Here is an 11675-nt window from a genome sequence, read left to right as displayed (position 1 = left end):
CGGCGTCCACGTGACTGCCACCGCGATCACCGCTCACTGATCGAATGGGCGCGGTGGGGCGCACGTCTCTCGCGGCTGTCGCTATCACCGGATCAGGACGGCTCCGACGCCGTGATCACACCAGCCACGCAAAGGTCATCCCAGGACGGTTATGGTGCGCTCGTTCAGCCGACGGACCGCAGACGCATAATGGAACACGCGGAAGGCCTCCGAATTGCGGTTACGTTCCTTGCACGCAGCCAGCGCGACGACAAGCCGCCCCTTGCCATCGACACAGAACGAGTCCGCGAGAGCAACGGGCTTCTGATCGTGCCCTACAACTCCGCGCAGTACCTCGCTTCGCGTGATGAGAGACGGCAACTGCTGGACTTCCGGTGCATCCTCGTCGACCTTGATCGGAGAGATGTTCGATTCGGGACCCTCGACGAGCGGCATCTATGGAGGAACCCGACCACTTGACACCGCTGGGGCCTTCCGCGACCGCACATGCGGGACAGCTCTTGCGAGCTCGCGCATGGTTAGCGCCGGCGCGTCTGCCGAAAGCACGACACCCAGCCCCTGCGTTGCCTCACGAGGCGCCGGGCCGGTGTCCTCTTCGCGATGCTCCGCGACGGAACCTTCTACGAATCGCAGCCATCGGCCTCAATCACCTGACCTGTGCGAGGAGAACGACTCGATCAGCCTCGACGGCGTCCGAAGACGCCGAAGCTCGTGGCCGATGAACGGCTGCGTGAGTATGTGCAGAACCGGCTCGCCGGGGACGTACGCCGTCCGGACGGAACACAGGTCACCGGGCCGAAGACGCCACGGTGGAAGGGACGGAACAAGCCCCGCCGTCAGGACCGGCGGTGGGCGACGGCCTGGAGTCCCGAGCAGATCGCGGGCCGGCTCAGGACGGATTTCCCCGATGATGAGTCCATGCGCATCTCGCACGAGGCGATCTACCAGGCGCTTTACATCCAAGGACGCGGAGCCCTCAAGCGTGAGCTGGTCGGCTGTCTGCGTACCGGGCGTGCGCTGCGGGTTCCCCGCGCCCGAGCCCGACGGCGGGCGAACGGGCACGTCACCCCCGAGGTGATGATCAGCCAACGACCGGCCGAGGCCGAGGACCGGGCAGTCCCGGGACACTGGGAAGGCGACCGTGCGACACGAAGCCGCACGAATACGAGTGGACTGACCGTTTGGAGAGGCAGTTGATGAAGCTGTAGGTGCAGTCACGGGTCCGTGTCCGTATGACCCGTCCCCGCCCTTGACGTGCGATGTCGGTAACGGCGTGGTGCGAAGCTCGGGGGAAAGCCCAAGGGCTCCCGTTCCATCCGGGAGTTACCGGCAAGGGGAAGACCGGACGGGTGAACGTAAGTGAACTCCCGATGATGCCTCGTGATCCCAAGCCCCGCCGATGGAAGGTTCCAGTGGGGTGCATGGCTGGCCGCTGAGAAGCGGCAGGCGCTGGCCGGCAGAGGTCACTCCGGCCAGGTGGACACCGCCGCCTCGGGGTAAAGGGAGCACCCACCCCGGTCGTATCTCATTCGTGTGGAACGTGGAAACCCCGTTGGGGTCCGGGCCGCTTTGGCCCGGTCAGCCGATCGTAAGGAAGGCTCAACTCCCCAGCGGGAACAGGACGGCCCAAGAAGCCAACGCCGGAAGCCGAAAGGAAACGGGAACCCGAGGCAGACGATCGGACTCTCCGCCGGTCGCCCCGCATAACCGTCCGGATACGGACACTGCCCTGACCCGAAAGGGTGCTGACGTGGGCCGGGTGAGCCTGTGCAGAATCGCTGGATAAAGACGACGGAACCGAGGGGCAAGTTGGACACCATGCTGATAGCGGACGGGGCGGCTTCGGCCCTTCCGGCTGCGTCTGCGCCGGTGAACGGACCCGAGGGCGAAGACTTGGACTGGGCGTCGATTGACTGGCGGCGGGTCGAGGAGGACGTACGGCGTCTGCGGCAGAGAATCTTCACGGCATCGCAGGCAGGGGATCTGAAGAAGGTCCGCAATTTGCAGAATCTGATACTCCGGTCCCGTGCGAACACGCTCCTGAGCGTGCGACGGGTCACGGAGATCAACGCTGGACGCGCGACGGCGGGAGTCGACGGAAAAGTCGTGTTGCTTTCCCAGTCCAAGGCCGCATTGGCCAAATGGGTCCAGCATCGCGCCCGACCGTGGATTCCCAAGCCCGTCAAGCGGGTGTTCATCCCCAAACCGGGGACCACGAAGAAGCGCGGACTCGGGATTCCCGTGATTGTTGACCGGTGCCTGCAAGCTGTGGCATTGGGAGCATTGGAGCCCGAGTGGGAAGCACGGTTCGAGCCGAAGTCGTACGGCTTCCGGCCCGGACGAGGCTGTCACGACGCGATCGGGGCCATCTACTCCACGCTCAACGGGAAGAACCCGCAGCGTGCGTGGGTGCTCGACGCAGACCTGACGGCGGCGTTCGACCGCATCGACCACGCCCGGCTCATGGCCGCTCTCGGCACCTTCCCCGCCCGGGGACTGGTCCGTCAGTGGCTGAAGGCCGGGGTCGTGGATCGCGGCCGGTTCGCCCCGACCGAGGAGGGAACTCCGCAAGGAGGGGTGATTAGCCCGTTGCTCTTCAACGTGGCCCTGCACGGAATGGAGGAAGCCGCAAGGGTCCGCTATTACACCACCGGCAGAGATGCCGGGAGTGCGCAGAGCGGCAGCCCCGTGCTGGTGCGGTACGCAGATGATTTTGTCGCGATGTGCACCAGCCGTGAACAGGCCGAGCAGGTCAAGGAACGGCTGGCTGCATGGCTGACGCCCAGGGGACTCGCCTTCCACGAGGACAAGACACGCATCGTCCACGCGGAGAGCGGATTCGACTTCCTGGGGTTCAACATCCGCCGCTATCACGGCAAACTGCTGATCAAACCGAGCATAGCGGCTCAGAGACGGATACGGGAACGGCTCAGTACCGAAATGGTGGCCCTGCGAGGAGCTAACGCCGGTGCGGTACTCAAGAAGATCAACCCGATCGTGCGGGGTTGGTCGGCCTACTACCGGACGGTGGTGTCCAGCGAGATCTTCACGGCGCTGGACAATCACATGTGGAAGCTCGCTTACAAGTGGGCCAAGCACAGTCACCCGAACAAGCCGAAGCACTGGATATCCGACAAGTACTTCGGCCGGTTCAACAAGTCCAGGAACGACCGGTGGGTGTTCGGTGACCGCGACAGCGGCGCCTACCTGCTCAAGTTCTCTTGGACGAAGATAGTCCGGCACCAGTTGGTCAAGGGGAAGGCGTCCCCGGACGACCCAGCCCTGGAGTCATATTGGGCTCAGCGGCGACGCAAGGGAATTCCTATGCCAGTCGACGCCATGACCGTGCGTCTCCTACAGACACAGCACGGCCGTTGTTCGATCTGCGGAGGGCTCCTACTGCACGCCGACCACCCGCCACAAAGCCCAGGAGAATGGGAAGCGTGGCGGGTTGTCATCCGGAAGGCGATCTCCAAGCAATACATTGCCTTCCCGGACGGGAGCACGCTGGACGGTCAACGACTCCGTCTCCTCCACACCCATTGTCAGCGGCGGAATGGAGCCACTGCGACAACGAGGCCAGTACTTTTGCCTGCCAGCGAGCCTCTGGGGCTTGCTTGAGCCGTGTGCGGTGAATAGCTGCTTGCACGGTTCTGAGGGGGCGGGGACGCAGTAATGCGTCCCCGCTACCCGACTCATCATCGGCACCGGCAAGTCCGCGATCGGCACTCTGGTCGAGCGCACGACCCGGTTTACCATGCTGCTGCACCTGCCCCGGATGGAAGGCTTTGGCACCGAGCCGAGGGTGAAGAACGGGCCGGCGCTGGCCGGTCTGGGTGCCGAGGCCGTCAGGGACGCGATCGCCTCCACGATCACCACGCTGCCCGAGCAGCTGCGTCGCTCGTTGACCTGGGACCGCGGCAAAGAACTGGCGCAGCATGCCCGGCTCCGCGTCGACACCGGCCTCGAGATCTACTTCGCGGACCCGCACAGCCCGTGGCAACGCGGCACGAACGAGAATACGAACGGGTTGCTGCGGCAGTACTTTCCGAAGGGCACGGACCTGTCCCGATGGCAGACAGACGACCTCGCAGCCGTTGCACTCGCCCTCAACAGCCGCCCCCGCAAAACCCTCGGATGGAAGACACCCGCTGAAGCCCTCAACGAACACCTACTCTTGACTCAAGAAGCCGGTGTTGCGACAACCGATTGAGTCCGGGCTCCCCGCCTCGGTCAAAAGTGACGGCGTATGCGCCGACCGGTACCCGTGAAAGGGGCCCACGACGAGCGCACCGATATGAGTGAACGGCGCCGCTGCGTGGGCAGGAATCGACACTGTCACGCCGAGTTGTCGACCACGGCATCGACCATGCGGGCGGGCACGCGAACGATGTCACTCCTGTGGACCTGTCGGCTCACAAGAGCTCGCGCACACGCAGCTGGGCGCGGAGGAACTCGGGTAGGGCTACGTTTCACGCCCATGAACGCATCCGGGACAAATCAGATCGAGGCAACAACGCCCGCTGCGCCGAGGGCCTCTGTGTCGGCCTCTCCTACGGCCGGCCACCGGGATCACCAGTCTCCACCGCCGAAGTCGCCTCCGCCCTCGAAGCCGCCACCTTCGAAACCACCTCCGAAGTCGCCAGGGTTGAAGTCGGCACCGGTGAACTCGCCGCCGTCGGGAGCGCTGTCGACTGCCGCGGTGTCGGCGAACGCGGAGGGTGCGCTGAGAGCCGAACCCAGCATCGTGCCCACGAGCAGGCCGCCGAGCATGCTGCCCGCGCCGCCGAAGTAGCCGCCCGCCCAAGGTGCGTATGAGGGTCCGGCATTCCAGTAGGGCTGGGAACCATGGGCGGTCTGCACCTGACGGGCCATCGGCTCCTTCCCGGCCGCCAAGAGGCTGGCATCAGCCTCACAGGCCGGCACGTTGCGCGGCATGCCGTGGGGTGGGGCCCACATCGCATCGACGGCCGAAGGGCCATGGCGAGGGTCGAAGAAGCAAGGAGCGCGGCGCTCGGGCACCGGGGAGCCGGCGCGGCGTGCGGCCAGGGTGGCGAGCGCGAACCGGCCCTCTTCCAGGGCTGCGGTCACCGGTTGGACGTCCTGCGGCCTGGCGGCCGTGGCCATCAGTTCTTTGGCCTTGTCGTACGTGTCCAGTGCGTGGGTGTAGTCCTGCCGCATCACGTCGTCGGCCCCTGGCTCCGACGGGTGGAAGTCGAGTCGGTCCAGTTCCTCGCCGAAGGCGGTGATGTCCTCGTCGACGACGACGCGCAGGGCGTCCAGCTCGGCGCGCTCGCGCTTCTTCTTCGAGCGGCGGTACAAGGCGTACCCACCGCCGCCGACCGCTGCGACCGCACCGACAGTGAGCAGCACTGCCGCGCCGCCACTCCCCTCATCGTCCTCGGAGCCGCTCCAGGCGGCCGGGGCCTGCCCCTTGGCCTGCTCGGTGGCCTGGTCGACGAAGGCGGTCAGGAGTCCTTCGGGATCACCGGAGTGGGAGCGCTTGACAGCGCCGGTGAGGTTACCGACCGCGTTGCGCGACATCACCGAAGAGTCCGCGTTCGCGTTGAAACCGTCGCCGAGGTGGACGGCGTACACCCCGGTGATGCCGACCTGGGTGCGCAAGTCCCGCATCAGAGTCTTGGGAGGGAACTCGGCGGCCTCGGGCAGCACCGCGACGAAGACTGGCTTGCCCGCGTCCTCGATCTTCTCCGCGAGGTCTGCGGCGTCGGCCTCGGAGAGCTGGTCCCGGGCGCGCGGATCAACGTACACGGGGCTCTTCTTCAGGGCTTCGGCCACGCTGTCGAGGCCCGTCCCCGCGGCGTGCGCGGAGACGGGCGTAAACATCGCGCAGACCATCAGAGCCAGGGCGGCCAGGGCCGGGCCGAGCCGTGGCAGCCCCCGGCGGACGACGGGCATGGGCAGTTCCTCCTCCTGTGACGGATTGCAGCGCTCATAGTTGCTCAGTTGCGTAATATAGCAAGTCTCACGGAGGGGACACCTGTTCGATCCCGGTGGCTGCGCTGACATGCTTCAAGGTCGTCCGGCCCGAGCGGCCGACCCTGCCAGGTACGGGCGTACAGGTCCAGCACTCGTTCGGCCTTGGGTCCGAAATCGAGGTCGGTGATGAAGATCCAGGAGCGGTGCTGCCAGGGCTTGAGCGCGTCCTGGGCCAGCCAGCGGCGCACGGTGGAGGCCGACACAGCCGGGACGATGCCCCGTACCTTGGCCTCGCGGGCCAACTCCGGGCACGACCAGCGTGACAGCGGGGCGCCGGTCTCGGCGGGCAGTTGGCAGGCCAGGGCCTTGACCTGGGCGGCCTGTAGTGCGGTGAACGAGGGCGGGCGACCGGTGCGCTGGCGATCGGCCAGCCCGGCCATGCCCTGCTCGGCGAACCGGCGCCGCCACCTGCGCACGGTATCCAGGTGCAGGCCCGTCTCACGGGTGATGCGCGCGTTGGAGCGGCCCCGTGCAGCGTGGAGCACGACGTTCGCGCGCATCCGGGCCTGGTGGGCAGTCTTGTGGCCGTAGGCCATCTTCTTCAGCCGGTGCCTCTGCGAGGCGGTCAGCGATATCGGGCGGGCAGCAGCAACGGGCAAGGCAGGCAGGCCGATCAGCAGAAGTGGATCTTACCGGCTGGAGCCTGCCGCACCTCTGTCGCGGGCGACCAGGCAGGATGACTCCATGCCCACCGTGCCGGAGTCGACCAAGACCTCCCTCGCCCAGAAGCTGACCGCGCGAGCCCGTACCGCCTGGCCGCAGCTCGCCGGCCTGGACGTCCGCTACCGCGGGCAGTTCGCCTACATCGACGGCGAACTGCCCGACAGCGAGCGCATCAAGCTCATGCGCCTGCGCTACGGCGGATCCGCCAGCACCTGGGGCTTCGCCCTCTCACCGACAAGTACGAAGACGCCATCCTGCCCACCGGCAGCTTCGCCGGCACCCCCGAAGAAGCTCTGGACTGCGCCTGCGGCCTCACAGCCCCAGACATCTGAAGACGCCAGGCGGAGTGATCCGCCGAGCTTGTGTGTCGTCTCGTCAGTGAAGCGCCTTCACCATCACCCGTTCCCTGGTCACACCATCGGGCAACAGGTCTCCGAGCTCTTCCGCGACGACGAAGCCGTTGCGCTGATACAGCACGATGGCCGGCTCGTTGCCGGGGATCACTGCGAGTTTCAGCTTCGTTGCACCGGACTGCAGGGCCCACCTTTCGACCGCCGCTATCAACCGGTCTCCGACGCCGAGACCCCGCGCCTGGGGACTGACCCACACCGACCTCAGCTCGCATGCGCCGCTGTCCCCAGGAAGGCCGCTGGCCACCGCGACCGTTCGACCACCCAGCAACGCAACGATGTTGTGGGCGTCGGGCATTTCCAAGCGCGCACGCCACTGCTCCTCCCCGCCGCTGTGCCAGTCCGCAAGCCGAGCCTTGAACGCCTGCGGTGCCTCGCCCAGCGCAGCAAGGCGAACTTCCCGCCACAACGGCCAGTCGCTTTTCGTGAGAACGCGCAGGTGCACCATGGCGATGAGTCTGACGCGACGCCCGCGGAGAAGTCCACGACATCAACCTCGACGCCACTCGGCCTTCAGAAAGACGCGGTGGCGATCCGGTAAGTCGGGACACGAGGTACCACGCCGACTCTGCAGTCAACCCCCGAAGGACTTCCGGAGCCGCCCACTAATAGGGCTTTGTTAGGTACCCCGATTGATCACCTCCAGATAGGTTGTGATGTTTTTTCAGGTGTGACACCTGAGGAGATGGACACGGTCCGTACGCGCTTGGAGGCGTTCGCGGAGGAGATACTCGGTTCTCTGGCCCGGCGGGATCAGCGAGCCAAGGGCGAGCTGTACCTGCGTGGGCTGATGCTGGACGGCAAGCGCAAGTCGATGCAGCCGATGGCCGAGCGCCTGGGCGTGGACCACCAGCAGCTCCAGCAGTTCGTGGCCTCCTCGACCTGGGACTGGGCCAAGGTCCGTGAGCGGCTGGCTCGTTGGGCTGCCGCTCACATCTCGCCGGAGGCGTACGCGATCGACGATGTGGGCTTTCCCAAGGACGGCTACGACTCACCGGGTGTGGCGCGGATGTACTGCGGCGCGCTGGGAAAGCGCGGCAACTGCCAAATCGGCGTCAGCGTCAATCTGGTCAGCGACCGCGCTTCCTCGGCGGTCAACTGGCGCCTGTTCCTGCCCGAGAGCTGGGACGACACAAAGAACACCGGCGATGCGCTGCTGACCGGGGCAATCCAGCGCCGACGCGCCAAGGCGGCCATCCCCGACAGCGAGCGGCACAAGGAGAAGTGGCGCCTGGCCCTGGACATGCTCGACGAGGTCCGCGAGGGCTGGGAACTTCCTGACCTGCCGGTGGTCGCCGACGCCGGATACGGCGACGTGACCGGCTTCCGCGAGGCCCTGACCGAGCGCGACCTGACCTACGCCGTCGCGGTCAAGGGCACCACCACCGCCTACCCGGGCGACGCCGTCCCCGACCGCCCGCCCTACAGCGGCCAGGGCCGCCCGCCCGGACCGGCCTACCCCGGCCAGCACAGCACTCTGCACCAACTCGCCCTGAACACAGGGCGATCGTCGGCACGAACCGTGACCTGGCGCCAGGGCAGCAAGACCACGAAGCACAACCCCCGCGCCGAGATGCGCTCGCGGTTCCTGGCGCTGCGGGTCAGACCCGCAAACCGAACAATCCGCCGCGCCGCCGACGGCTCCCTGCCCGAGTGCTGGCTGCTGGCCGAATGGCCGCCCGGCGCCGCCGAGCCCACCGACTACTGGCTCTCCACCCTGCCTGCCGACACCCGCTGCGCGAACTGGTCCGCATCGCCAAGATCCGCTGGCGCGTTGAACACGACTACCGCGAGCTCAAGGACGGTCTGGGCCTGGACCACTTCGAGGGCCGCAACTTCCCCGGCTGGCACCACCACGTCACCCTCGCCTCCCTCGCCCAGGCGTTCTGCACCATGCTCAGGCTCGACCCAAAAGCGCCTGCGCCGGCCTGACCCTCTACGCGGTCCTCCGCGAGCTTCAGGCCCTCCTGGCCACCTGGACCGGCGCCTGCTCGATATGCGGCCAATCCGCACCGACACCAGAACCACACCACAGGACCTAACAAAGCCCTACTAAGGGTCTGCTTGCAAGCGGCAGCCTCAGCTTCCTGCTCGGACAGAGGCCGTAGCACCCGCTCCGCGACCGCGAGTTTCTCGCGGTCGCCATCCACCTCGGCCGGCTACTTGGTCAGCGCCTCACGGTGCACGAAGGGTGCGATGAACGCCTTCCACACCGTCTTCGACGGGCGCCCTTCCGCTGCCCGGGACTGGCCCGCCGTCTTCCAGCTGCCGGCCCATGCGCCCGTCTGCGGGAAATCCAGTACCGCAGCGACCTGGGGTAGGGGGCCGGGCGATCCGGCCCCTTACCCCATGTGTCGGAACGGCTGGGGTCAGAGCTTGAGCATCTCCTTGGCGACCTCGTCGGCGGACGCGGCGGGGATCGCGGTCGCGGCCTGCTCGAGCACGAGCAGCCGCGCGCCGGGGATGTCGCGCGCGAGCGCCTCACCACAGCCGACCGGGAAGAACCGGTTGCGACGCCCGTGCACCACGAGCGTCGGCACCGCGAGTTCGGGCAGGCGCTCGCGCCAGCGGGGCTGGCAGTCCAGGCCGGCGAACACGATGCCAAGCTGGTTGGCCATCTGGACAGAGCGCGATGTGCCCGGTGTGCGGTCGAAGATCCGCCCGGCGGTGGTTCGTGCCGCGTCGGAGTCGTCACCGAAGACCGCGGCTCCGGCAGCTACCCACTCCACCACCGAGGCACGGTCGGACCATTCGGGCTTCGGGAGCTCGAAGCGTTCCTTCATCGCAGCCTGGTCATGGTCGGGCAGGTCGTCGTCGACCGGACCGGGAGCGACGGCCCGCGTCCCGGCGAGGGTCAGCGCAGAGAACGCCTTCGGGTGGTCGAGGGCGGCCACCTGTGCGACCATCCCACCGACGTCGATGCCCGCCAGATGCGCGGGGCGGTCGTCGAGCCCACGGGCGAGCGCGGCCGCGTCGGCGGCGAGGTCTCGGAGCGTGTACGCGGGCGCGTCGGGGTCGACCGTCGTCGACGCGCCCGCGTCGCGCAGGTCGTAGCGGACGACGTGACGTCCGCCGCTCGCGAGCGCCTCGCAGAGGGCGTCGGGCCAGGACAACATGGTCGTGCCGCCCGCGAGCAGTACCAAGGGCGCCGCCTCGTCACCGAAGTGCTCGACGCCGAGTGTGACGCCTTGGGGCGTGCGGAACGTGTCAACTGTCGAATACATCGTCAACCTCCAAGACAGCCGGTGCCGACGGCATCAGCGGTCCCAATGTAATGGTTTTCAACCGCAGGAGGACGGCCTGCCGACGAGGTGGGAGACACCTCGCCGGCAGACCGTTTTCGTCCTATGCGGCTGCCGGCTCAGGGGCCGGTCCCCCTTCCGGGGGCGCTGCCGGCGCCTGGCGGGGCATCAGGGTGACGAACGGAATGCTGAGGGCCGTGGCGGCCAGGACAACGACACTGCTCGCCGCCTCGGCCTCGTCGGACGCGGCGCTTCGTCGTGCACGGCGCGAGCCCGACGGCGCGGCGGCCAACACAAGCAGCACGCTACCGGGGCTGCACTCCTTCGGCCTGGCGCACGAAGCGCGAAGTGGAGCCCAACCTGAAGTCCACGGAACGGTTGACGTTCTGAGCCGGAACGAGACCGGATCCGGTGTATTACCCCGTAGGGTTGTTGAAGCGTGCGACTCCAATGGCCTGGGGCGGGTAGGCACAGGTGCGCTTGCCGGCCGCGCCGAACTCGGCCAGGGCCTGCCGGAAGAGACGGCTTTTGCGGTAGGCCGGATCGTTGTCGGCCAGAAACTTCAGGGGCAGGGTCGCTGATGCCGGTGTCCGCGGGTGGGAGCGGGCCTTGTTCGTGACCTGCGGGCGACGGCTGGCTTCCAGCGGCGAGCCGGGTGCGGCCCAGTCGGTGGAGGGGAATGCTCAGAGCCCGTCGCCCCACCCGAAGGTGACCTTGTACGCGCGCTGGAGTGCGTGCCGGCCATGGTCCCCGTCGGCGTGGGCCCATGTGAGGGCTGTGGCGAACCAGAGCAGCAAGACGCCACTGACGATGCCCAGAGCGACCAGCTTGCCGAACCAGCCGAGGAGGACCAGGGCGACGGTCACGATGACCGCGCCGACGTGGGCTCCCCACAGGTCGAGCGACGCAGCCTTGCGTGCCGTTCTGCGTCTGGCCCGTTCTGCCGTGAAGCGCCGCTCGCGGACGGACTGCGGTTCGTTCTCGTCGAAGCTCATGTCACCCCCCTGACGCTGACGCTACATGCACCCGGACCGGTCGGCCGAGGAGCACAGCGCCGCGCTGCCCAGTCAGTGGGACTTTGGCCGACCGGCAAACGGAGAGGCCGCTCGTAGGCTGAGGGTCTCGAACTTGAGACAGATACGGGCCCTGCGTGATCAGGGAGTTCTCGACGCTCAGTGATCACGCGGAGGACCCGTGCTCTGAAGTGGTCCTCCGTGCGCAGCTGCCGCACGAACTCGCCGTCCGGGGGCAGTGTCACATCGGACGGACCGTCCTTCGCCGATAGCATGACCAGCTCCTGGGCGGACAGGTCCATCACCTTGCCCACCTTGCCCTTCTTGCCCTCCTTGCGCTCCGGTTC

The 11675-nt window shown here is 67.3% G+C and carries 7 protein-coding genes and 3 pseudogenes; 4 read left to right on the top strand and 6 right to left on the bottom strand.

The window, feature by feature from the left end:
• Nucleotides 1-135: 135 nt before the first annotated feature.
• Entirely contained in the window at nucleotides 136-435 is a 300-nt protein-coding gene (locus tag OG936_RS36035) for a hypothetical protein (protein ID WP_406499991.1), read from the bottom strand.
• Nucleotides 436-687: 252 nt separating this feature from the next.
• Between OG936_RS36035 and OG936_RS36030 the strand changes: the two are divergent.
• From OG936_RS36030 to OG936_RS36020, 3 genes and pseudogenes are all read left to right on the top strand, one after another.
• A pseudogene (locus tag OG936_RS36030) lies at nucleotides 688-1194 on the top strand (transposase); the annotation flags it as partial.
• A 624-nt stretch (nucleotides 1195-1818) separates the two neighbouring features.
• Nucleotides 1819-3621: a group II intron reverse transcriptase/maturase gene (gene ltrA, locus OG936_RS36025; protein ID WP_406500687.1), complete on the top strand. Its 1803-nt coding sequence runs from the start codon at nucleotides 1819-1821 to the stop codon at nucleotides 3619-3621.
• 73 nt (nucleotides 3622-3694) lie between these two features.
• Nucleotides 3695-4213 (top strand): annotated as a pseudogene (locus OG936_RS36020) (IS30 family transposase); the annotation flags it as partial.
• A 359-nt stretch (nucleotides 4214-4572) separates the two neighbouring features.
• Here OG936_RS36020 and OG936_RS36015 read toward each other — a convergent pair.
• From OG936_RS36015 to OG936_RS36005, 3 genes are all read right to left on the bottom strand, one after another.
• On the bottom strand, nucleotides 4573-5919 hold the full coding sequence (locus OG936_RS36015; RefSeq protein ID WP_406499990.1) for a hypothetical protein: 1347 nt from the start codon (nucleotides 5917-5919) through the stop codon (nucleotides 4573-4575).
• 44 nt (nucleotides 5920-5963) lie between these two features.
• Nucleotides 5964-6599 carry a helix-turn-helix domain-containing protein gene (locus OG936_RS36010; protein WP_406499989.1) on the bottom strand — a complete coding sequence of 212 codons (636 nt, stop codon included), beginning with the start codon at nucleotides 6597-6599 and terminating at the stop codon, nucleotides 5964-5966.
• A gap of 439 nt (nucleotides 6600-7038) precedes the next feature.
• Nucleotides 7039-7521 carry a GNAT family N-acetyltransferase gene (locus OG936_RS36005; RefSeq protein WP_406499988.1) on the bottom strand — a complete coding sequence of 161 codons (483 nt, stop codon included), beginning with the start codon at nucleotides 7519-7521 and terminating at the stop codon, nucleotides 7039-7041.
• 222 nt (nucleotides 7522-7743) lie between these two features.
• On the opposite strand from OG936_RS36005, the pseudogene OG936_RS36000 reads away from it, so the two are divergent.
• Nucleotides 7744-9005 (top strand): annotated as a pseudogene (locus OG936_RS36000) (IS701 family transposase).
• A gap of 437 nt (nucleotides 9006-9442) precedes the next feature.
• On the opposite strand, the gene OG936_RS35995 reads toward OG936_RS36000, so the two are convergent.
• Both OG936_RS35995 and OG936_RS35990 read right to left on the bottom strand, forming a co-directional pair.
• Nucleotides 9443-10297: an alpha/beta fold hydrolase gene (locus tag OG936_RS35995; protein ID WP_406499987.1), complete on the bottom strand. Its 855-nt coding sequence runs from the start codon at nucleotides 10295-10297 to the stop codon at nucleotides 9443-9445.
• A gap of 701 nt (nucleotides 10298-10998) precedes the next feature.
• Nucleotides 10999-11310, bottom strand: coding sequence for a hypothetical protein (locus OG936_RS35990; protein WP_406499986.1), 312 nt, complete (start codon nucleotides 11308-11310; stop codon nucleotides 10999-11001).
• Between the last annotated feature and the right edge of the window lie 365 nt (nucleotides 11311-11675).

The sequence above is a fragment of the Streptomyces sp. NBC_00846 genome (genome assembly GCF_045207325.1).
Taxonomy (GTDB): Bacteria; Actinomycetota; Actinomycetes; order Streptomycetales; family Streptomycetaceae; genus Streptomyces.
This window is presented reverse-complemented; position numbering and strand designations above follow the sequence as displayed.

Excerpts from the sequence above, each read along its gene's own strand:
- OG936_RS36035 (WP_406499991.1), bottom strand. The coding sequence starts at position 435 with ATGCCGCTCGTCGAGGGTCCCGAATCGAACATCTCTCCGATCAAGGTC.
- ltrA (WP_406500687.1), top strand. The coding sequence starts at position 1,819 with ATGCTGATAGCGGACGGGGCGGCTTCGGCCCTTCCGGCTGCGTCTGCG.
- OG936_RS36015 (WP_406499990.1), bottom strand. The coding sequence starts at position 5,919 with ATGCCCGTCGTCCGCCGGGGGCTGCCACGGCTCGGCCCGGCCCTGGCC.
- OG936_RS36005 (WP_406499988.1), bottom strand. The coding sequence starts at position 7,521 with ATGGTGCACCTGCGCGTTCTCACGAAAAGCGACTGGCCGTTGTGGCGG.
- OG936_RS35995 (WP_406499987.1), bottom strand. The coding sequence starts at position 10,297 with ATGTATTCGACAGTTGACACGTTCCGCACGCCCCAAGGCGTCACACTC.
- OG936_RS35990 (WP_406499986.1), bottom strand. The coding sequence starts at position 11,310 with ATGAGCTTCGACGAGAACGAACCGCAGTCCGTCCGCGAGCGGCGCTTC.